Below are 19669 nucleotides of genomic sequence, written 5' to 3' on the forward strand. Positions count from 1 at the left end.
CCTAGAAATTGTATCCCTTTATCGCTTTTACATTTTATCAAAACTGCAAGCAAAACACCAATCGGCAACCTGACATTTTGCGTCAAGTCTTCTAGGAGTCTGGCGGGCGGAGTTACTTTTGTGCATAGAGGGGTACGCGATTCACCCGCCAGACTCCTAGGAATCGATCGTATTTGGCGATTTGGCATGCAGAATCGGCAGGGAGGAAGCAGAGATCGAGCGTTCCGGAGATAGCGGCATCGGGATGACGTTATCCTGCAGCTCGATGCCGAGAGCGATTTTCAGCACTTCTTCGATCGATTCCACCGCCGTCACTTCAACGCCCGGGAGATCGGCGAACATTTCCTGCCAGTTTTCCTTAGGAATGATCACTTTTGTCGCTCCGGCCTGAAAAGCCGCCTCCACTTTGGCTACGACACCTCCTACAGGCTTCACTTTGCCGTGGATGCTCATTTCGCCCGTCATCGCGAGCTTGTTGTCGACCGGAACTTTATGTATGGCCGACGCAATCGCCGTCGCCATTGAAACGCCGGCCGAAGGGCCGTCGATCGGAACGCCGCCCGGAAAATTGATATGCAGATCGTAATCGGCCGTGTTCATCCCGAGCTTGCGGAGCACGGTCAGCACGTTCTCGACGGAGCCGCGGGCCATGCTTTTTCGGCGAATGGTGCGGGAGCCTCCGCCCATTTCTTCTTCGTCGACAACGCCCGTAATATTGAATTTCCCGGCACCGGCGGACGCGGTCGGGATCGCAATCACTTCAATTTCCAGCAGCGTTCCCTGATTCGGGCCGTACACGGCAAGCCCGTTGACGAAACCGATTTGCGGCTGCTGCGGTACTTTCTTTTCCGGCCGGGGCGGGATTTGCGAGCTGTTCACCACCCACTCGATGTCGGCGGCTGCAATTCCGCTTCTCTTCTCGGTCAGCGCAATACCCGCGGCCAGTTGAATGACGTTGACGGCTTCCCTGCCGTTCGTGGCGTATTTCTTCACGACATTAACCGCTGCCGGACTTTCTTGAAAACCGATCTTTTGCAGCGCTTTTTCGGCAATTTCACCGATTTCTTCGGGAAGCAGCGGGCGGAAATAAATTTCCAGACACCGCGAGCGTATGGCCGGCGGAATTTCGCTAGGCGTGCGTGTCGTAGCCCCGACCAGGCGGAAATCGGCAGGCAGCCCATTTTGGAAAATATCGTGGATATAGTTGGGAATATTCGTATCTTCCGAACTGTAATAGGCGCTTTCGAGAAATACTTTGCGGTCTTCCAGCACCTTTAATAATTTGTTCATTTGAATCGGATGCAATTCGCCGATTTCATCGATAAACAGGATGCCGCCGTGCGCTTTCGTCACAGCGCCCGGTTTGGGCTGCGGAATGCCGGCTACGCCCATAGCTCCCGCTCCTTGATAAATCGGATCATGCACCGAACCGATCAGCGGATCGGCGATGCCCCGCTCGTCAAAACGCGCTGTCGTTGCGTCAATCTCAGTAAATTTGGAATCATGCCGGAAAGGGGATTCCTGATTTTTTTTGGCTTCTTCCAGAACGACCCGCGCCGCGGCCGTTTTGCCGACGCCCGGAGGGCCGTAGATGATGACGTGCTGCGGATTCGGCCCGCACAGCGCGGCTTTCAGAGCTTTGAGCCCCTCTTTTTGCCCGACGATATCCTGCATGGAGGACGGTCTCGTTTTCTCGGACAACGGCTTTGTCAGCGATATGGAGCGGAGCTTTCTCAGCTTCTCCAGTTCCTTCTTGGATTCTCTATCGACAGCAGAACGGTTCGTCTGCTGATTGCGCAGCAAATTCCAAAAATACAGTCCGATCACAACGGCGAAAAAAACTTGAATTACCATGAGAATAATACTTAAACTCATCATACATAACCTCCCAAATTTGAAAATGGCCATCGTACCAGCACCCTACCCCCCATTATTCCCGAGGCGCAAGCAGGTTAATCCAAACTATGCAAACTTTTGCAGGATGAATGATCGTCTTCATTCGGAAGAAGGATAAAGGGGAGAGATTGATGTAAAAAGGATGTGGCGTCATGAAGCTAGGTTCGGCTGTCATTATGCTGTTATTAAGCCTTTGTCTCGGAGGTGCAGACGCTCACGCGGATAACCCGCTCCTGCCGAATGCCGATGTGCTGCTCGATGTCGGACACGGCGGTATCGACAGCGGGGCCTTGTATGGAAAATATCAGGAAAAAGACCTAAATCTCGCCATTTCGAAAAAAACGTATAAGCTGTTAAAAAAGAAAGGCTACCGGGTTATCATAAACCGCAATACGGACTACGCCTTAAGCGAGGACAATCATTGGTCGTACGGAGGAAGGCACCGCAAAGACTTGGCGCAGCGCGCGGGGATCGCCAATGCCATTCGTCCCAAAATGATGCTCAGCATGCACATTAACTGGTCGGGCAAATCGGACCGGCGCGGGCCGCTCGTCATTTATCAAAATCAATCGGAAAGCATTCTGCTCGCCAATTTGCTGCAGCATTCCCTGAACCGGCTGTACGGAACCCATGAGCTTCCCGTGCCGGGCAAAAAATATTTCGTTCTCCGCTACACCAAATGTCCGACAGTCATCGTGGAGATGGGATTTATTTCGAATAAAACCGACCGGAAGCTGCTGAACGACTCCCATCATCAAGCTCGCATCGCGGAAGCGATCAGCAGCGCGGTCCAGCAATATTTTGCCATGATCCATCCGCGTTAACGCGTCGGCATTTTGACGATTTGGGAGATCGTAACAAATGTCGCCTCTTTCTGAATCGAGGGAATCGCTTCTTGAATGACTTGCGCGGTTTTTTTGCCGGGCGGCCCTACATGGCCGATTGCTATACATTGCTCTTGCTGCTGCAGGAGCTTTTTGAATCTGGCCATTTGCTTGCTGATGTGGCCGTACGTATAAGTATCGTCGAAAAACAGCTGGTTTTCCGCATACGGAACTCCCATTTCCGCGGCCAGCTTCGTCATCACGCTTTTGTGGGAAGTTCGGCTGTCGAGCAGGAACAAGCCTCTTTCCCTGCATACCTCGACGACGATTTTCATGACGCGTTCGTCCGACGTAGCTCTCGAGCCCATATGGTTGTTGATGCCGACCGCATAAGGAACGTCGTCGATCGCCGCTATTACGCGCTTGCGGATCTCCTCGTTGGACAGATCGGTTGTGATCGCTCCCGGCCCGAGCCAGCTCGGCTTGCCTGACACAGGCTCCATAGGAAGGTGTAGAATGACCTCGTGGCCTTTTTCGTGTGCCAGTTCGGCATCCTGCTTAGTCGTCCGCAAAAAAGGCATGACGGCGATCGTGAGCGGAATCGGCATGCTCATCATTTGTTCGGTGCCGTCCATGCCGTTGCCGAAATCGTCGATGACGATTGCAACCCGCTTGCCGGACGGCACGGCAGGCAGCTGCAGCGGCGCAGCCGGATCGGCCGAAGCGGCCGACGGGTACGGAAGCAGGAGCAGGCACGCGCCAATAAGCAGCGGGAGCACCAGTTTGCCGATGTGTTGTAATTGAATCTTAATCATCATTCATTCTCCTTATTATTTTTCGCCAAAAATTAGCATAGAAAGCAAATGCTTTCCAGATTCATTCATTATGCTTCCGGTTGCGGGATAATATTCGCGGCAAAAAAGACGCTGCCCAAATGGCGAATGCATCGCGGCTTTCAGCCGCGGGCTTCGCCCTTGCTGCGCATGTGAAACATCGCTCGCCCATTGCGGGAGGCGGCCTTACGTTGCAAAGCTCGCTTACTATGGCGCGAGGTTGACCGCTGTTGTGCTGCTCTCGCCCCGCGGTGAGAGCTGATCGCGCGGTGCGAAAGCGTTACCGGCCCCGTGCGATGAGCGCTGATGGCGTGGTGCAAACACGTCGGCAGCTTCGTATGGTAAAAAAACCTGCAAAAGTGCATCTTTTTGCTCACGTATGCGCCTGGCACGATGAATTCCTGCAAATCTGCAGTTTTTTAACCCTGAAACTTGAGTTATGCCCGTCATGACCAAATATTCCTGCACTATCGCAGGCTTTTTCGCCAAACTGGCCATTTCCGCAGAAAAAACCTGCACTTTTACAGTTTTGCAGGGTGACAAGCTAGTTTAAGACGGTGTGCGGCGGCATGCTATTTGGTGGGAGCGAATACTATTTGGCGGGTTTTCCAGACACTTGTGATGGAACTGGCGAGAATGATCGAGGCTATTCAAAACTTCTGGCAGGTGGGGAGCTGAAGGGCTGGCAAGGCTGCTGTTTGGCAGGCTGCGCTCTCACAGGTGCTGCCGCGGCCTGCAAAAAGCAAAAAAGCCGTTCAGGCCCTTTGCTGCACCTTAAACGGCTTCTTCACATTTCTGTTAGTGTTTGCGTCCCGGTATGACTCCGGTTTTTTCGTATGCATCGACAATTGAATCGATTTCCTTTTTCAGCTCGTTCAGCAGATCTGCTTCCGGGACTTTGCGGATCATTTCGCCGTAGCGGAACAGCAAGCCTTCTCCGCGCGCGCCGGCAATGCCGATATCGGCTTCGCGGGCTTCTCCCGGCCCGTTAACCGCGCAGCCGAGCACGGACACTTTGATCGGCACCTTGATCCGGGAAATGTAGTCCTCCACCTCATTCGCAATGGAGAACAGGTCGATGTCCAACCGGCCGCAGGTCGGGCAGGACACCAGCGTAGCGGCGTTCGTAATGAGGCCGAACGTCTTCAGCAGTTCGCGGGCCACCTTCACTTCTTCCACAGGGTCCGTACTGAGTGAAATGCGCACCGTGTTGCCGATGCCCATGTTCAAGAGCGCTCCGATACCCGCGGCGCTCTTGACGGAGCCGGTAAACAGCGTGCCTGCCTCGGTAATCCCGAGATGCAGCGGATAGTTGAAGGCTTGGGCAGCTTTGGAGTAAGCGGCGATCGCCATCGGCACGTCCGAAGCTTTGAGCGATACGATAATATCGTGGAAATCGAGTTCTTCCAGGATATTGATATGGAACAGCGCGCTTTCCACCATCGCTTCAGGGGTAGGATAGCCGTATTTCTCCAGCAGATGATTCTCCAGTGAGCCTGCGTTAACTCCGATGCGGATAGGAATGCCGCGCTCCTTGCACGCTTTTACGACAGCTTCCACTTTCTCGCGGCGTCCGATATTTCCCGGATTGATCCGGACTTTATCAATGCCGTTTTCGATCGCCATAAGCGCCAGACGGTAATCGAAATGAATATCCGCCACCAGAGGGATATGAATCTGCTTTTTGATCTCCTTGATGGCTTCCGCAGCTTCCTTGTTGTTGACCGTTACACGAACAATCTGGCAGCCGGCTTCTTCCAAACGGAGAATTTCGGCTACAGTCGCTTTCACATCCGCAGTTTTCGTCGTACACATACTTTGAATAATGACTTCATTGCTGCCGCCGATCGTCAAATCCCCGACCCGAACAGCTCTCGTCTCTTTTCTGTGAAACATCCTGGTTTCTCTCCCCATGACACCAAACATCCTCCGCTCCAATTTCCTGACGGAAACCGGATTGGAGGCTGTAGGATTGAATGTGAAATTGTGGGTTACGCGCTTTCTTCCTTCTTTTTGCCGGCCGACTGGCCGTCTTTGGTCGTCAGAACAGGCGCAAGCTTGTTTTGCACCGTTTCTTTCGTCACCTTGCAGGTAGAAATGTCGGTTCTCGAAGGCACCTCGAACATCACGTCGAGCATGATGCTCTCGATAATCGCCCGCAAGCCGCGCGCGCCGGTGTTGCGCTTGATCGCTTCTTTGGCGATAGCGTCAAGCGCATCCGCCTCGAATTCCAGTGCGACATTATCCATATCGAGCATTTTTTGATATTGCTTCACGAGAGCGTTCTTCGGCTCGGAAAGAATGCGCACCAAAGCTTCTTCGTCCAGCGGCTCCAAAGTGGAAATGACCGGAAGGCGCCCTACGAACTCGGGAATCAACCCGAATTTAAGCAAGTCCTCGGGAAGCACCATGGACAAATATTCGCCCGGTTTCAGATCGACTTTGCCGCCGTCCGTACTGAAGCCGATCACTTTTTTACCGATTCTGCGCTTGATGATTTGCTCCAGGCCGTCGAAAGCGCCGCCGCAAATAAACAGAATGTTGGTCGTATCGATTTGGATGAATTCTTGATGCGGGTGTTTGCGTCCGCCTTGCGGAGGAACAGAAGCAACCGTACCTTCCAAGATTTTGAGCAGCGCCTGCTGTACGCCTTCGCCGGATACGTCTCTTGTAATCGACGGGTTTTCCGATTTGCGCGCCACTTTATCGATTTCATCGATGTAAATGATGCCGCGCTCGGCTTTCTCCACATCGTAATCGGCCGCTTGAATCAGCTTGAGCAAAATGTTTTCCACGTCTTCGCCCACGTAGCCCGCTTCCGTCAAAGAAGTCGCGTCGGCGATGGCGAACGGAACGTTCAAAATTTTGGCAAGCGTCTGAGCAAGCAGCGTTTTACCGCTTCCTGTCGGCCCTAAAAGGACGATATTACTTTTTTGCAGTTCCACATCTTCAAGCTTGTTTTGCGAATTAATCCGTTTGTAATGGTTGTAAACGGCTACAGCCAGCGACTTTTTCGCCTGCTCCTGGCCGATCACGTATTGATCCAAAATGGCGCGGATTTCTTTCGGCTTGGGAACGTCTTTCAGATCCAGCTCTTCCTCATGGCCCAGCTCTTCTTCAACAATCTCCGTGCAAAGCTCTATACATTCATCGCAAATGTAGACTCCCGGACCGGCAACAAGCTTGCGAACTTGGTCTTGGGATTTCCCGCAAAAGGAACATTTGAGTTGGCCTTTTTCATCGTTAAATTTAAACATGGGATCACTCCTTTATTTCAAGTCGTTTCGAGTGATAACCTCGTCGATTAACCCGTATGCCTTCGCTTCTTCAGCGCTCATAAAGTTATCGCGATCGGTGTCTCTTTCGATCTTTTCAAGCGGCTGTCCCGTACGCTCCACGTATATCTGGTTGAGCTTTTGCTTCGTTTTGATAATCCAATCCGCATGGATTTTGATATCAGTCGCTTGACCTCTGACGCCACCGAGCGGCTGGTGAATCATGACTTCCGCATTAGGCAGCGCGAATCGCTTGCCTTTGGCCCCTGCCGTCAGCAGCAAAGACCCCATGCTTGCCGCCATTCCCACGCAAATGGTGGACACGTCCGGCTTGATGAACTGCATGGTATCGAAGATACCCATCCCTGCCGTTACGGATCCTCCCGGGGAATTGATATATAGGTGGATATCCTTCTCAGCATCCTGAGCGGATAAAAAGAGCAGCTGGGCAATGACCAAATTAGCAACATCGTCATCGATCGCGCTGCCGATGAAAATGATGCGGTCCTTGAGCAGACGCGAATAAATGTCGTAAGACCTTTCGCCACGACTCTCTTGTTCCACTACCATAGGAATAAGACTCATTGTACCAACTCCTTAACGGCAATTGCCATGTTTCACCCTTTACGGGATTTTCACCGGAGAAGAGAACGGCATACGACAGGCCCTCTTTTTCCAGCTTTAGTCACTAGTTTAACACGTTTGCGCAGCAAAGTCATTTTTTCGGGCAATGCCTGCGCCGCCGGACAATTCGCGCGCAATCGGGCAATAATCCGAGGTAAAATAGGGTAAAAGAAAGGCACGCCAACATTACGTACGTGCCTTTACTTACCTTATTTACACTGCTGCGGAAACATTCTTGCTATTTTCAAGCAGGAAATCTACGGTTTTTCTTACAACGAGGTCGTTCTTCAAACCGTCCAGGCTTCCGTTGGAAGCAAAGAGGGTGCGAAGCTCTTCAGCAGATCTTTGGTAAGATTGCGCGTATTTTTCCAGTTCCGCGTCAATTTCCTCTTCCGATACGGTCATATTTTCTGCCGCCGCGATCGCTTCCAGAACGAGATTGTTGCGGACGCGCTTCTCGGCGTCTTCTCTCATTTGATCTTTCAGCACGCTTTCGTTTTGGCCGGAGAACTGGTAGTAGATCTCAAGCGTCATGCCTTGCGAGCGGAGACGTCTTTCGAACTCTTTTACCATAACGTCAAGCTCGGCTTCAACCATTGCCGCCGGAATTTCCACTTCCGCGTTAGCAGCCGCCTTTTCGACAACCGCCGTTTCTTTTGCAGCCGCAGCATCGTTTTCTTTACGCTCTTGAAGACGTTTTTTCGTGTCTTCCTTGTATTCGTCAAGCGTATCGAACTCGCTTACGTCTTTGGCAAACTCGTCGTCGAGCTCAGGCAGATTTTTGCGTTTGATCTCGTGAATTTTCACTTTAAACACAGCCTCTTTGCCTTTCAGCTCTTCGGAGTGGTAGTTCTCAGGGAACGTTACGTTAACTTCCTTCTCTTCGTCTTTGGCCAGACCAACCAGTTGATCCTCAAAGCCCGGGATGAAGCTGCCCGATCCAAGCTCAAGGGAATATTTCTCCGCTTTGCCGCCTTGGAACGCTTCGCCGTCAACGAATCCTTCGAAGTCGAGAACAACAACGTCGCCGTTTGCTGCTTGTCCTTCTTCAAGAACGACAAGTTCCGCATGGCGCTGCTGCAGACGCTTCAGCTCTTCGTTCACTTCTTCGTCCGTAACGTTGGCGTCGGAAACTTCAACTTCGAGTCCTTTATAATCGCCCAGAGTTACTTCCGGTTTAACGGTTACTTTCGCTTTGAACTTCAAAGCTTGGCCTTTGCCGAATTGTTCAACGTCCACTTCAGGACGGTCGACCGGATCGATGCCCGCTTCTTCAACCGCTTGCACGTATGCCTCTGGCAAAATGATATCCAGAGCGTCTTGGTACAAGCTTTCCACGCCAAATTTAGCTTCAAAGATGGAACGAGGCACTTTGCCTTTGCGGAAGCCCGGAACGTTCACTTTCGCGGATACTTTTTTGAATGCTTTATCAAGTGCATCTGCGACGCGCTCTGCGCCAACTTCCACTTCAAGAACGCCTACGTTCTTCTCTATTTTTTCCCAACTTGCTTTCATTTTATGCCTTCCCCTCCAAAAATGTACCATGACATATTTTCACGTTCTGGCGAGTGAAGCGACAACTCTAACACCTCTACTTGCCATTATAACCATTCTATTATAACATATTACTTTTTCATTTCAAGGCGCGCTTTAGAACTAAGATTGCTCCGGGGTCATGAACTCCAAATACTTGCGGAGCGCGGCGTAAGCTTGCTTCCAGGAAAGGTGCATGGAATCCGTGATGCCGTACATTTCCCGATGCTCTTCATGGTCGGCGGAACCGAACAATTTCTCCTGCAGCACGGCGTGCAGAGCCGAGGCCCAAATATCGACGATGCCCTCTTCCTGCGCGAGCAGACCGCTGTAGAGGGGGGTTCCGTACGCGTAGGCGAGAAATTCCTGCCAGGTCCGTTCGGCAAAAAAAGCGAAGTCCGGCTGATTCCTTTCGCTGGTGTCTGCGATTCTGCGGATCATGTCGCGTATTTGAGCCGGGAATTCCTCGGCGCACAGCGGCGTCTCCTCGATCTCAACGAAAACGTGCTTCCCGTTTTTGAACAGGTGTATCGCCCCGCTCTCGCCCATGTGCTTCAGAGCCTGCAGCGCCTTGAATTGCAGGATCGGATGGCGCGGCGCGTCCCGCAGCCATTCCCGGACCGCAGCGGCGGCCTCCGGATGTTTCACAAAACCGAGCTGCTCCAGCGCAGCCAGCTGCTGTTCGAGCGTCCCCTTGCGCAGCATGCGCAAAAGCTTGTCGACGAAAGCGGTGTCGACGGACGCCTTCTCCTCGACGTACTGGCGAAGCATTTCCTCCTCCGTCGTCTCCTGCTCTTCTTCCGGCGAAAGCGCCCCGGGAATCACCGCATTCGGCATCATCGTTTGCAGCCAGCTCAGCAGCGCTTCCCACTGTTCCGCCTTGCGGTCGCCGTCCCGCGGAAATCTCAGCAAAAAAGACAGCAGCTCCACAGCTTCGCCATACTGCTCTCTTTGCAAAAATCGGGTCAGCTCTTCCTCGTAAAACTGCTCCGTTTTCGGGAAAAGGACCACGTTATTCAAAAATTGCCCGGCTATTTTCATCACCTCAAAAACGATCTGGAAGTCTGGCGGGCGAACTCGGCAAGCACAAAAGCAGCTCCGACCGCCGGACTCCTCGATGGTGTCAGTGTACTTGATTGCGATGCGGATTGCAAAATAAACTTTTCATTCGGGGGTTGACTTGAACGAAAACCATATGATAATATAACTCTTGCTTCGCCAAAAACGGATTGAAACCGCAGGCGATTCACGTATGTGTCCCAGTAGCTCAGCAGGATAGAGCATACGCCTTCTAAGCGTACGGTCGGGGGTTCGAATCCCTCCTGGGACGTCCTTAGGATAGTTTAGGTCAAGTTTGATGAAACACTAAAAAACCCGGGAAGCCAGTAAATATACGGCCTCTCGGGTTTTTTGTTTTATTTTTCCTTCCATTAGAATGCGATTAATAACGATACAATCAAAAAGTTTTTTACACATGTTTTACACACATTGATTCATCGATTATTTGAGAAAATTAATCTCATCAACATCCACCCCGTAGATACCGGCTAGTCTTATTGCTGTAGATGGATATATTTTAGATGGATCATTTTCATGTCGACTTAGCGAACTTGGAGAAATACCTGCCTGTTTAGCGGCGGAGGCCAAGCTCAATCTGCTAATTAGCCGCGCGGCACGCAATGTGAGTTTATTTATTTCTGAAACCTTCATCTATAGTCTGCAGCTCCTTGTTGGTGGTTTTATGTTATATTCATATTATCAGAACATACGTTCTGTATATAGGCCATTTTCCGGCCAGTCTACTCGTTGTTTGGTCTACTTTTAAAATCGCTATTGTTTACAAAACGCTGCATATGATAGACTTGATTTGGAGTTGAAAGTTGGACAAGACTCATTGCAGTGAGCTTGTCACATCGGCCATCGATCCCCCGATCGATGGTTTTTTCTCTCTCGCAATCTCCTCCTTTATTATTCTTTTTACTGTTATTGCCTTTATAGATATTTACTTGTTCACCTCCCATTCATCGAGACAACAACCTAATAATTGTATGTGATTCATATTTTACACTTTACCACGGCTCAACCAATTTAATCCATGTCAATTTTCGGGGTATTTTAACATTGACATTTTTTTTGCAATATGTTAAACGGGACACAAGCAGCCTTCATTTGTCGATTGGCTGCTTATGTCCCTTTTTTTAAGTACTCCTTCAGAATTTCCTTAACTCGCTTATTTTGGCGAAGAAGGAATTTCGCGATATAAAGAAACCCCCCGCTCTTGAAATTTATAATTGACTCATTTCCGTCAAAATTCTCTATGTTGTCAAGGTCCACAATACCTGAGTTTCCAAACATAACGAAATTACCGAGTTGTTGTAGTAAGATTGCTCTTTCCTCCAGGCTTGTATAGTCGTACAATTTCATGCCTGACTTGAGCATAAATACGGGCCTGCCGTCCTTTTCATTATAACAGTGACTCAGTTCAGCTGGAGAAAAGAAAACGACAGCTTGCACCGCTCTGCCGTTTTCTTTTGTTTCATGAATGCCAGATAACTTAAATTCACCCATATGAATCGACCTTGTTTTTCTGCAATTCTGCTGGAAGCTTGATTTCCCCAGCGAGTGGTTTTTTGTTTTTCGAAAGAAGAGTTGCAAATTTCCCCAGTGTGCGGGCTGTTGAATTGATGAGTTTGTTCATATTTTGTTTTCACCTCCTTCTGTTTATCAGTGTAAGCGCTTGGAGCAAAAAGGCAGCAGCTATTACCTTAGAAAGCAGTATCAAATTCATTACGATAACCGCCCCGGCGATCCACTTACTGCGCCCATATATAAGAACTATTCCAAGTGCTAGTAGTGTAATTGGCACAGCCCCTAAGTAGTGTAGTGGCAGCAAAGGAAGTATTGAAATTGCCACTCCCGATACGACAGTACAAAGATCAATCGATGAGAAGTGGTAGCCCCCAGTTAGAAGCCTCAATATGACCACCGCGAGAAAACAGAGGATTGTTTCGGGCAATACCCCAAACGCGGAACCGTTAGCAATACACAGCATCAAAACAAGCATGAAATTCAAAATATACACTATCGCATACTTCATGACCTCCACGCTCGTTTGCTGATCCGACCGACTGTAAATGATCCTGGCAATTCGATCCGCGGCTGCCTCTATCATAGGCTGGCTTCCTTACGAAATGAAAGGTATATTGAAAGCCAGAATGAAGCGACAAGAACCCCGAAGAAGAGGTACAGTACATTTGGGTCCATGCTCCAAAATGAGTAGCTTACGCAGCCCAGAGTGACCCACGATAAAATTAAAGAAATCATAATATACCGGTTGACTCCGTTTATTTGAATTTTCTTGTATGAGTTTTCGACTATAAACGAAAACCCCCAACCATTTCTCGAAAATATGAAAGCAATTGTACAAGCAATACCCATGCTAATGATCTGTAGTCGCACTGTTTCGAAATTTGTCAGTTGTTGACCATCCGAGAGGCCATATAGACCAAACTGTGTTAATACTAGCATGTTTCCGATTTGTATAAGTGCATAAGCTGCATACGAAACTGAGCAGAGGATAAGCGCATAGAAAAAGTGGATTCTTTTCACCGACCAAAAGAACAAAATCATGAATAGTAACTGAATTGGAATTGTATAAAATCCCAAGCCAGACTCAAATTTCAGGAGATAATCAAGATTCGAAAGAGAAATGCCGAGTATCAGCAACCGCACATACTCCCGTCCGTGTAATTCAAACCGGTATAGTTTGTAGCCCAGATAGTACATAACAATGTACTCCAAGGTTGAGAATAGAAAATATACATAGAACTCCACCTTCCCAGCCCTCCCATTATTTCCAATACTTTTATATTAGAGCCGTTCGAACGCCCGTGTCTATGTCAATTTTCCTTGAATTTTACACTTGATTTTTTCCGAGTGTTATGATTTAAAAATGCTGACTTGAACTAAGTGGTTACAAATTCCCAAGCGCTTGGAAATTTGCTAACAAAAAAGAGCAGTCCAGGATCATTCCTGCTGCTCTTTTTTTATTTTTTCCACTTTTTCGTCTAGGGTAGTGATAATAAATTCGTTCAGGGTCATCCCAATCGATTTAGCCGCTTTTTCGTATACTTCTTTCTTGCCTTTCGGAGCTACCGGATATAGGCGGTCATAATTGGCCGCGTTGTATTTGTTTTTTGCTCTTGTAGCCGCTTTTCCTTTTGCTTCCATACCAATCCCCTCCATAAACAAATCGTACCATAGAGAATATACTTCCACAAGTATAAGAATAGTTGACAATATACTTACGCAAGTATATAATGGAAATATAAGGAGGTTGAACTTAGAACCTCCGGAAAGGAGAACAAATATGAAAGATTGGGTACTACTCCTAACGGCGATCATTCAATGCTACACAGCGTTCATTATTAGCCGGAAGGAGACAAAGAAAAAAGGAACCAAACGACGCCGGGCGGGCAAACGTTAAAAGTTCCTTCGGAGGGGTTACGGCCCCTCCCCCAATCTTAACAAATCGGTTTCAAATATACAATCAGCCGGCGGGCTTACGCGGGGAGGAAATGGATATGTATAAAGTATTCGCAACGCTGATTGACGATAACGAGCTAGGTACTCACACGGAGTACGGCACAATCGAGTCAGCCAAACAGGAAGCTAATCGAATGATGGCTGCTAAATATCTCGTTGGTCCGCTTCAATATGCGCATCCAGCAGAGGTTGTCGTTTACGAGCAGGAACCAAACGGTTCATATCGCCGCTTTTGCGAATTAACCGCGGATGGTTGGTCGGAATAATGCAGGCCCTTCGGGGCCTTCCGGGAGGGATGGGAATGAACATCATACAATGGATCTTCATTATTGCGGCGTTCGGGTTGTCTGTAGCCGCGCTGGTGAAAGTGTTGAAACGGAAGTAACTACCAGTGGGCAAGCGCTGGGAAAGGAGCAAGTCGATGAAAGAACTTTCTGACCTGTATAAGCTCTTTGATACGATTCTGGAGTCCTGCAAAAAGAATGAACGAATGGAAATTGATTTGAGCGATCCAGCAGATGCACAACTATTCCGCCTCTATTTGGTAGAGGCTCACGACTTGGGCTTACGCAAGGGGTTACAGATGGCGAAAGATATTTTTTCCGGACGAAGACCGGAGTCATGAAGCCACCCCCGCCGCGGGGGTGGCTTCGGAAATCCGCAAACAATACGAAAGGGTTGATCGCGATGAAAGAATTGCAAAAACGCGTAGAAGCGATGTTGGACGGAGAACGCAAGCGCCGCGAAATAGCGGAAAAGTTCCTGCGGGAATTGGAGGCGGTCTTGCTGCCGGTTGCTCCCGTATTGTGGAAGCCGGACTATTACGGATGCGACGCGGTTTCCGTCAGCGAGGGCGTGTACTTCTGCTGGAAAGAGTACTACGCGGATCGTGCGCATGAAGATACGGGCTTCCACTTGATGACAGAATCCCACGATATGCTGCGCTGGGGCGACGAATTGTTCGACGTAACAGGAAAGCGATTTTGGGAGGCGCTTGGAGATATCATCAATTGGGCGGGGAATCTCGTAAAACGCATGGATGACGAAGAGAAAGCGCGCAATGAACTGCTTGCGCTGATTCGCGTAGACGAGCAAGGGCGTTCCGCGATATAATCGTGGTAAGGAAGGGGTGCCATTATGAGACAAATTTGTAAGGCGGCGGATTGCAACAAACCCGTCACGCCGCGCCCAACGCCCGGGAAACCGCGCTTATATTGTTCTGACACTTGCCGCGACCGCGAAAAGTCGCGTAGGTACCGAAAGAAGAGCGCTGAAAAAGGGCAATGCCCGCAGTGTCACGGAGAAATGGACTATCCAGTTTCTAAACATAGGAACAAGACAAGCCCGCTATACTGCTCAAAATGTCAAATCTATCACCAAATCCGATACTCAGAAAAGAAAAAGACGCTCAGTAATTGAGCGCCCGCAGTCCTCATAGGTACGATAAAAATGAAGTTAAATAGTTGAACTTCAAAAGATTGAATTGCAATTCCTAGTAGGTACATGTTAATAATAGACCATCATTGCATTTTTTGTCAACCTATTTCCGAGCGTCTTTTGTCTTTGAAAGCAAATAACCCCCGCCAACCATAAGAGGCTAGCGGGGGTTTTGATATGCTCAGGAAAATTTTCCTGATCTATTCTAGCGGCAGACCGGATGCTGCACGTAATTGATTCGCAAGCCAATGTATATAGTCGGCCTGTTCCGCTGCTCCTGATTCATTTGCTTTTTTCCAATCAGGCGAGAGCCATGTTCTTATGATCGTTTCCGCCACGTCAGGCTCCAGCGCCGGTTGTTGTTGAATAGCCATTCCTACCTTCCACCCTCCTGCGTCTCCGTTTGAAACGTCCCGGTCGATGCCGATCCCGTTCACAGATACGTCAATTTCGTATTGGAACAAATTTTTGCCGTCGAGCTGCTGCCCGTTGCTCCAGGCATAGGTTTGCCAGACCTTCGCGACGGCTCCGCGATCCTGTATAGCCTTGCAGATTTCAAACTCTCCGTAAATTCCCATCTCGTAGCCGGGTATCTGTTCATCGAATGCCCGGAAATAAGCTTCGATTACATCGTACTGAGAGGGGTTCGTATCCATATCCACCGCGGCATAGATCGTCGTCCCTTCCGGCTGGCCTACTTCTCGGGCATATTGCAAGGCAAGTCTTCCATCAACGGCTCCCTGCGCAGCCCCTCCAAGAGCCTCTGCGGACCCACGCTGAAAGACGGATACAATCCAAAGTCCTGCATCCGTTATTATCCGCGCCTCTTCCGCCGAGAGTCGTTTCCACGAACCGGCTGCGGCCAGATACCGGCAAACGAACGTGTACCCATCTGCCGTGAATTTTTCCGCTGTAGCGGCGTTCAGCGGCGTCGCGCAATCAAATCCTTTGCTCATTGTTGACCATCGCCTTTCTGTTTCAGCACCTGGATGATTTGCTTCAATTGAGCCGGCATAGGAAGGTTCATACGACCATAATTCTCGGTCACGGAGATAAGCTCATTGGCCAAATAGAAATAAATCGCCCCCGTCATAATTACATCGGAGCCAAAAAGTAAATCCAATCTGTGTGCGAGCATGACGACCAGAAGCATGAAGCCTTTTTTGGCGATGCCCCAAAATCCGACGCTGCTGTTTAGGCCCTTTCCTTCTTTCAGCGAAGCTCCAATTCCGGTAGCGTAATCGATCATCATTGCAACAAGGAAAAAGGAAAGTAACTCGTTCCATGCTCCGAAAGCATACGTCAGAACAGCTCCGGCCACTCCTGCGGAGGTTGTTACTGTGGCCTGCTGCGTTGTTGAAATACCGATCATATCAGCAAAAAGTTTTTTAAACATGCTGCACCATCCATTCTATTTATAAAAATTAAACAACAAGATCAGTCAGCCCCATGGTTGTAAGATTGAAAACGTCTGTTGCCCCGAAATCAACTTCCGCGGTATTGCTGGCAGAAGCGGAAATGTTGAAGCCGAAACGTGTGTTGGTCAGGTCCGTCACTGTAGCTTTGATTAAAAGAGGAACTGTAGTTCCCGGGAAAGCTTCAAACGGAATTTGGCTAAGTACAGACCCGTTAAGTACGCCTAGTTTTAGATAACCTTTGGTATTCCGAACGTAACAAGCAAGTAGAAGCACATCCCCGACCGATACTTTGGACGTATCGATACCAAGGCTATAGGTTCCATTAACAGCACTGCTTCCTGCCGAGTTGTCATAGGTTCTCCGAACCCAAGCGCCATACGGAACTTCGGTGTCATTCGGGAAAGTATTGGTTGTTGCAGCAGCACCGGCAACGAGCGTCCAACCTGTCCCTATAGTAGAATCGAAGAGAGGGTTGGAGCAAAGCCCTGCCCCCTTCGTCGTGACAAGCCAAGGCATTTTAGGCAAGAGCATGTCAAGTGTAGCGGCCTTTGCTTTTGCCAAGACCAGATGTCCGGCATTGTTCGGATGAACGCCATCTCCGCTATCATAGCTCGCTGCCATATCTCCGGTCTTCGGATCAACAAGCGGCGTAAACGTATCGCAAATCGGAATATTGTTCTTTGCACCCCAGAAGCGGAGCCAGACGTTGTATTGATTTATTAATGCCTTTGTCGCGGCACCCGTCGATGCACCGCGTGGAGGAACAAGGCAGAAAATAATCGGCAAACCTGCTTTGTCCGCTTTGGACTTTATCGCTTTTATGTCCGTTTGGAACGTTGACAAAGGGGTGTTTTGACTTGCGTTATTTGTACCAATCATTACAGATAATACGTTTGCGCCTTGAGCGATTATGTTGTCCATACGGGCGAGCAACTGGTCGCTACGCTCTCCTGCTACGCCGCCGTTGATTGAGTTTGACGATATTCGGTAGCCCAAAATCTTTTGAACATTCGCGCGGAACGAATATATAGCGGCATTCGTGCTGGCAGAACCTACCGTGATAGAATCGCCACACCAACCGATTACAAAGCCGAACATACGGCTATTAGGTTGGATCACTTTTAATTGTTTCATTGCAGTTGCAGCAATAGCGCGGGCTACTTTGTCAGCCATCTATACCACCGCCTTCCCTGCTATGGTCACATTCCCACCAGCAGCGGCGGAAATCCGGGCCCGAAACGTCCATCCTGCGGCAACGCTGACCGTCCAACTCTCCGGCGTCGCATCTGCTCCCCCAGTTGTTTGGGTACCGTAGATAGATGGGTCCGTAACGCTGAATGCATTACAAGGGACGAATATCCCGCCTGGTCCGGCTATTTCGAATACTACGGTCCGGCTAGTACTGGTGCCCCGAATTTCGAAGGTCAGTTCAGCGTTGCCCCCGGTTGGCGTGTATGGCGTGCCATTTCCCGCAGCGGTCGCCGCATTTTGCAAAGTTACGTCCACGGGAGCAGCACTTCCGCCACCGCCCCCAGTTCCACCACCCAGGACGCGGACGTTCAAGCTTCCGTCCAAATTAATGCCGTCAGCCTGATTGACGATATTTCCATCAGTTTTTACTAGTCTGCTGCTTCTCGGTGCCCATGAATTTGCGTTGAATTCCATGGTACAATTCCTTTCCGCCCATGTGGGCATAAAAATAGCACCGCTATTTAGCGATGCTGTAACATTTACTGCTGTGCAGCGTCGGCAGTTACTGGCTTGCCGTCCGTGCCAAGACCAAGCGCTATCAATGAAGACTCAACTGACGGCTTGAGTACGGCGGGCACCTGGGTAAACGTCCGGCGTCCGTAGATGATGAGAGCAACATAAATATCGACCATGATATCACCCCCTCTCGTAAGCATAAAAATAGCCCTCAGCAGCAGGTTAACTAGCATCTTTAACCTGTACTTGGGCTTTGGAGTTTAAGCAGCATCTCGTAAATGTCAGCAAGTGCAGACATCGTCGCAATGTTGTCGGATTTTAGTTTAGCGTTTTCCTCTTTCAACAGGTCAATATCTGACTTTTGTTCCGGTGCTGCTGGCGCTGGATCTGGCGGTAAAAAGGTGCCGTCCGCTTGACGTATGTGTCCGACCAAACTCGTGTCATACGACTCTAAAGCTATCATGAGTGGATCGTCTATTTCACGTGATAATTGAGATACAGACACAACTCTATTCTTTTCATCCAATTGAGCGTAATACATTCAAATCCCCCTCTTAATAGAACTCCACGATCTCCCAATAGAATGGATACGAAGCACTAGTATTGCCAGTGTGTCTAACGGTTAATGTGGTAGAATTCGCTAGCGTGTAACCAATTATTATGCCGGATGAGCCTACCGGATTTACATATGAAATAAATGCCTTCGACATATTGACTGCCGAAATCGTGATGCCAACCTCTCCGTTTGTGAAATTTGTTCCGGCAACTCCACGCTGTACATTTTTGATGCCTCCCACTGGCGTCCACACTCCTCCGCTGTAATATTCAACGACTCCATTATTCATGCGGAACTGAACACCACCAACCGTATCTGCTGTCCTCGCGCTATCGACCCTTACTCCAAAAGTATTAGCCCCGTTGTACCCAACCAAAGTTGGATATGTCGCTTGCCACGGGCTTTGCGCATTGGTATTTCCTCCTGGATACGTGGACGCGCTGGCATCGACTATCGTATGACCATTCCCAAAGTTTTTCCACCGAATTTCCTGAGCTGTCACAAGGTCTTTCGCCATGTCGGTTCTAGGCGCATCAATAGCGGCCCCAGTATGGGTATGTATTGCTGGAGCTCGTGTACTGACAGATGATTTTAGCGAATCAATCTCCGCCTGAACGTTCGTTCCACCCGTTGCTGTAATTTCCGTAGCTGCGTGACCATGGGCCGATGGCGGGAATGTACTAGGCTTCCCAGTTATGTTCGCCCAAGTCGGGGCCGTAGGCGTCGGCAGAGCATCGATAGATGCCTTCACAAACGCCGTCGAAGCCGCCTGAGTATCATTCGTCCCGGCTGGCGCTGTAGGAACTTTCGGCGTGCCAGTGAATACAGGAGAGTCGAAAACGCCGCTCAATTTCGTGCGCAGTTCAACCAGAGCTTTGTACGTCCTGTTGAATAGCCAATTGAAGTACCCTGCAGGCGGCTTGTCTTCTGCCTGCCATCCTGCTATTTTTTTCGTTTGCGGCGGCTCTGTACCAACCGCCTGCCATTCCGGAAGTTGCTCATCAAAATTCATTCCATTTGC

24 protein-coding genes and 1 tRNA gene are annotated in these 19669 nt (G+C 49.5%); 5 read left to right on the plus strand and 20 right to left on the minus strand.

Annotated elements, in window-relative coordinates:
* Positions 1 to 156: 156 nt before the first annotated feature.
* A complete protein-coding gene (gene lonB / locus AC3G2T_RS04155; protein ID WP_474680702.1) occupies positions 157 to 1875 on the minus strand; it encodes an ATP-dependent protease LonB in 1719 nt (572 codons plus the stop codon).
* A gap of 173 nt (positions 1876 to 2048) precedes the next feature.
* Between lonB and AC3G2T_RS04160 the strand changes: the two genes are divergently transcribed.
* The gene (locus tag AC3G2T_RS04160) at positions 2049 to 2720 is read left to right on the plus strand and encodes an N-acetylmuramoyl-L-alanine amidase family protein (RefSeq protein ID WP_474680460.1); all 672 of its coding nucleotides are present in this window, start codon (positions 2049 to 2051) and stop codon (positions 2718 to 2720) included.
* On the opposite strand, the gene AC3G2T_RS04165 is transcribed toward AC3G2T_RS04160, so the two are convergent.
* From AC3G2T_RS04165 to AC3G2T_RS04190, 6 genes are all read right to left on the minus strand, one after another.
* A complete protein-coding gene (locus AC3G2T_RS04165) occupies positions 2717 to 3538 on the minus strand; it encodes a divergent polysaccharide deacetylase family protein (protein WP_488434617.1) in 822 nt (273 codons plus the stop codon). The genes AC3G2T_RS04160 and AC3G2T_RS04165 overlap by 4 nt on opposite strands.
* A gap of 813 nt (positions 3539 to 4351) precedes the next feature.
* Positions 4352 to 5449, minus strand: a complete 1098-nt coding sequence (ispG, locus tag AC3G2T_RS04170; protein WP_474680461.1) for a flavodoxin-dependent (E)-4-hydroxy-3-methylbut-2-enyl-diphosphate synthase — start codon at positions 5447 to 5449, stop codon at positions 4352 to 4354.
* A gap of 95 nt (positions 5450 to 5544) precedes the next feature.
* Entirely contained in the window at positions 5545 to 6810 is a 1266-nt protein-coding gene (gene clpX, locus AC3G2T_RS04175; protein WP_474680462.1) for an ATP-dependent protease ATP-binding subunit ClpX, read from the minus strand.
* 12 nt (positions 6811 to 6822) lie between these two features.
* A complete protein-coding gene (clpP, locus tag AC3G2T_RS04180; protein ID WP_474680463.1) occupies positions 6823 to 7413 on the minus strand; it encodes an ATP-dependent Clp endopeptidase proteolytic subunit ClpP in 591 nt (196 codons plus the stop codon).
* 252 nt (positions 7414 to 7665) lie between these two features.
* The gene (gene tig, locus AC3G2T_RS04185) at positions 7666 to 8967 is read right to left on the minus strand and encodes a trigger factor (RefSeq protein ID WP_488434618.1); all 1302 of its coding nucleotides are present in this window, start codon (positions 8965 to 8967) and stop codon (positions 7666 to 7668) included.
* 141 nt (positions 8968 to 9108) lie between these two features.
* Positions 9109 to 10005, minus strand: coding sequence for a HEAT repeat domain-containing protein (locus AC3G2T_RS04190; protein ID WP_488434619.1), 897 nt, complete (start codon positions 10003 to 10005; stop codon positions 9109 to 9111).
* A gap of 236 nt (positions 10006 to 10241) precedes the next feature.
* On the opposite strand from AC3G2T_RS04190, the gene AC3G2T_RS04195 reads away from it, so the two are divergent.
* Positions 10242 to 10315, plus strand: a tRNA-Arg gene (locus AC3G2T_RS04195).
* A gap of 170 nt (positions 10316 to 10485) precedes the next feature.
* On the opposite strand, the gene AC3G2T_RS04200 is transcribed toward AC3G2T_RS04195, so the two are convergent.
* From AC3G2T_RS04200 to AC3G2T_RS04225, 6 genes are all read right to left on the minus strand, one after another.
* On the minus strand, positions 10486 to 10695 hold the full coding sequence (locus AC3G2T_RS04200) for a helix-turn-helix domain-containing protein (RefSeq protein ID WP_488434620.1): 210 nt from the start codon (positions 10693 to 10695) through the stop codon (positions 10486 to 10488).
* 89 nt (positions 10696 to 10784) lie between these two features.
* Complete coding sequence (locus AC3G2T_RS04205; protein ID WP_488434621.1) at positions 10785 to 11006, minus strand: hypothetical protein; 222 nt, start codon at positions 11004 to 11006, stop codon at positions 10785 to 10787.
* Between the two features lie 163 nt (positions 11007 to 11169).
* Positions 11170 to 11553, minus strand: a complete 384-nt coding sequence (locus AC3G2T_RS04210) for a hypothetical protein (protein WP_488434622.1) — start codon at positions 11551 to 11553, stop codon at positions 11170 to 11172.
* Entirely contained in the window at positions 11546 to 11683 is a 138-nt protein-coding gene (locus AC3G2T_RS04215) for a hypothetical protein (protein WP_488434623.1), read from the minus strand. The genes AC3G2T_RS04210 and AC3G2T_RS04215 overlap by 8 nt, the downstream gene beginning before the upstream one ends.
* A 9-nt stretch (positions 11684 to 11692) precedes the next feature.
* Positions 11693 to 12157, minus strand: coding sequence for an accessory gene regulator B family protein (locus AC3G2T_RS04220; protein ID WP_488434624.1), 465 nt, complete (start codon positions 12155 to 12157; stop codon positions 11693 to 11695).
* Positions 12158 to 13011: 854 nt separating this feature from the next.
* Entirely contained in the window at positions 13012 to 13215 is a 204-nt protein-coding gene (locus AC3G2T_RS04225; protein WP_488434625.1) for a transcriptional regulator, read from the minus strand.
* A gap of 353 nt (positions 13216 to 13568) precedes the next feature.
* On the opposite strand from AC3G2T_RS04225, the gene AC3G2T_RS04230 reads away from it, so the two are divergent.
* From AC3G2T_RS04230 to AC3G2T_RS04240, 3 genes are all read left to right on the plus strand, one after another.
* Positions 13569 to 13796 carry a hypothetical protein gene (locus AC3G2T_RS04230; RefSeq protein WP_488434626.1) on the plus strand — a complete coding sequence of 76 codons (228 nt, stop codon included), beginning with the start codon at positions 13569 to 13571 and terminating at the stop codon, positions 13794 to 13796.
* A gap of 155 nt (positions 13797 to 13951) precedes the next feature.
* Positions 13952 to 14155 carry a hypothetical protein gene (locus AC3G2T_RS04235; RefSeq protein ID WP_488434627.1) on the plus strand — a complete coding sequence of 68 codons (204 nt, stop codon included), beginning with the start codon at positions 13952 to 13954 and terminating at the stop codon, positions 14153 to 14155.
* Positions 14156 to 14217: 62 nt separating this feature from the next.
* A complete protein-coding gene (locus AC3G2T_RS04240; RefSeq protein WP_488434628.1) occupies positions 14218 to 14643 on the plus strand; it encodes a hypothetical protein in 426 nt (141 codons plus the stop codon).
* A 524-nt stretch (positions 14644 to 15167) separates the two neighbouring features.
* On the opposite strand, the gene AC3G2T_RS04245 is transcribed toward AC3G2T_RS04240, so the two are convergent.
* From AC3G2T_RS04245 to AC3G2T_RS04275, 7 genes are all read right to left on the minus strand, one after another.
* A complete protein-coding gene (locus AC3G2T_RS04245) occupies positions 15168 to 15923 on the minus strand; it encodes a DUF1906 domain-containing protein (protein WP_488434629.1) in 756 nt (251 codons plus the stop codon).
* Positions 15920 to 16339, minus strand: coding sequence for a phage holin family protein (locus tag AC3G2T_RS04250; protein ID WP_488434734.1), 420 nt, complete (start codon positions 16337 to 16339; stop codon positions 15920 to 15922). Before AC3G2T_RS04250 ends, AC3G2T_RS04245 begins: the two co-directional genes overlap by 4 nt.
* Before the next feature lie 52 nt (positions 16340 to 16391).
* Positions 16392 to 17558 (minus strand): SGNH/GDSL hydrolase family protein, encoded by a 1167-nt coding sequence (locus AC3G2T_RS04255; RefSeq protein WP_488434630.1) that lies wholly within the window; start codon positions 17556 to 17558, stop codon positions 16392 to 16394.
* A complete protein-coding gene (locus AC3G2T_RS04260) occupies positions 17559 to 18050 on the minus strand; it encodes a hypothetical protein (protein ID WP_488434631.1) in 492 nt (163 codons plus the stop codon).
* Positions 18051 to 18115: 65 nt separating this feature from the next.
* A complete protein-coding gene (locus AC3G2T_RS04265; protein WP_488434632.1) occupies positions 18116 to 18268 on the minus strand; it encodes a CD1375 family protein in 153 nt (50 codons plus the stop codon).
* A gap of 59 nt (positions 18269 to 18327) precedes the next feature.
* A complete protein-coding gene (locus AC3G2T_RS04270; RefSeq protein WP_488434633.1) occupies positions 18328 to 18633 on the minus strand; it encodes a hypothetical protein in 306 nt (101 codons plus the stop codon).
* A 13-nt stretch (positions 18634 to 18646) separates the two neighbouring features.
* Positions 18647 to 19660: a hypothetical protein gene (locus AC3G2T_RS04275; RefSeq protein ID WP_488434634.1), complete on the minus strand. Its 1014-nt coding sequence runs from the start codon at positions 19658 to 19660 to the stop codon at positions 18647 to 18649.
* Positions 19661 to 19669 lie beyond the last annotated feature (9 nt).

This window comes from Paenibacillus sp. sgz302191, assembly GCF_057749925.1.

Excerpts from the sequence above, each read along its gene's own strand:
- AC3G2T_RS04245 (WP_488434629.1), bottom strand. The coding sequence starts at position 15,923 with ATGAGCAAAGGATTTGATTGCGCGACGCCGCTGAACGCCGCTACAGCG.
- AC3G2T_RS04220 (WP_488434624.1), bottom strand. The coding sequence starts at position 12,157 with ATGATAGAGGCAGCCGCGGATCGAATTGCCAGGATCATTTACAGTCGG.
- AC3G2T_RS04165 (WP_488434617.1), bottom strand. The coding sequence starts at position 3,538 with ATGATGATTAAGATTCAATTACAACACATCGGCAAACTGGTGCTCCCG.
- ispG (WP_474680461.1), bottom strand. The coding sequence starts at position 5,449 with ATGTTTCACAGAAAAGAGACGAGAGCTGTTCGGGTCGGGGATTTGACG.
- AC3G2T_RS04200 (WP_488434620.1), bottom strand. The coding sequence starts at position 10,695 with ATGAAGGTTTCAGAAATAAATAAACTCACATTGCGTGCCGCGCGGCTA.
- AC3G2T_RS04225 (WP_488434625.1), bottom strand. The coding sequence starts at position 13,215 with ATGGAAGCAAAAGGAAAAGCGGCTACAAGAGCAAAAAACAAATACAAC.
- AC3G2T_RS04210 (WP_488434622.1), bottom strand. The coding sequence starts at position 11,553 with ATGGGTGAATTTAAGTTATCTGGCATTCATGAAACAAAAGAAAACGGC.
- AC3G2T_RS04240 (WP_488434628.1), top strand. The coding sequence starts at position 14,218 with ATGAAAGAATTGCAAAAACGCGTAGAAGCGATGTTGGACGGAGAACGC.
- AC3G2T_RS04215 (WP_488434623.1), bottom strand. The coding sequence starts at position 11,683 with ATGAACAAACTCATCAATTCAACAGCCCGCACACTGGGGAAATTTGCA.
- AC3G2T_RS04230 (WP_488434626.1), top strand. The coding sequence starts at position 13,569 with ATGTATAAAGTATTCGCAACGCTGATTGACGATAACGAGCTAGGTACT.
- clpX (WP_474680462.1), bottom strand. The coding sequence starts at position 6,810 with ATGTTTAAATTTAACGATGAAAAAGGCCAACTCAAATGTTCCTTTTGC.
- AC3G2T_RS04260 (WP_488434631.1), bottom strand. The coding sequence starts at position 18,050 with ATGGAATTCAACGCAAATTCATGGGCACCGAGAAGCAGCAGACTAGTA.
- AC3G2T_RS04265 (WP_488434632.1), bottom strand. The coding sequence starts at position 18,268 with ATGGTCGATATTTATGTTGCTCTCATCATCTACGGACGCCGGACGTTT.
- AC3G2T_RS04235 (WP_488434627.1), top strand. The coding sequence starts at position 13,952 with ATGAAAGAACTTTCTGACCTGTATAAGCTCTTTGATACGATTCTGGAG.
- AC3G2T_RS04205 (WP_488434621.1), bottom strand. The coding sequence starts at position 11,006 with ATGGGAGGTGAACAAGTAAATATCTATAAAGGCAATAACAGTAAAAAG.
- tig (WP_488434618.1), bottom strand. The coding sequence starts at position 8,967 with ATGAAAGCAAGTTGGGAAAAAATAGAGAAGAACGTAGGCGTTCTTGAA.
- AC3G2T_RS04275 (WP_488434634.1), bottom strand. The coding sequence starts at position 19,660 with ATGAATTTTGATGAGCAACTTCCGGAATGGCAGGCGGTTGGTACAGAG.
- AC3G2T_RS04250 (WP_488434734.1), bottom strand. The coding sequence starts at position 16,339 with ATGATCGGTATTTCAACAACGCAGCAGGCCACAGTAACAACCTCCGCA.
- AC3G2T_RS04255 (WP_488434630.1), bottom strand. The coding sequence starts at position 17,558 with ATGGCTGACAAAGTAGCCCGCGCTATTGCTGCAACTGCAATGAAACAA.
- AC3G2T_RS04270 (WP_488434633.1), bottom strand. The coding sequence starts at position 18,633 with ATGTATTACGCTCAATTGGATGAAAAGAATAGAGTTGTGTCTGTATCT.
- clpP (WP_474680463.1), bottom strand. The coding sequence starts at position 7,413 with ATGAGTCTTATTCCTATGGTAGTGGAACAAGAGAGTCGTGGCGAAAGG.
- AC3G2T_RS04160 (WP_474680460.1), top strand. The coding sequence starts at position 2,049 with ATGAAGCTAGGTTCGGCTGTCATTATGCTGTTATTAAGCCTTTGTCTC.
- lonB (WP_474680702.1), bottom strand. The coding sequence starts at position 1,875 with ATGAGTTTAAGTATTATTCTCATGGTAATTCAAGTTTTTTTCGCCGTT.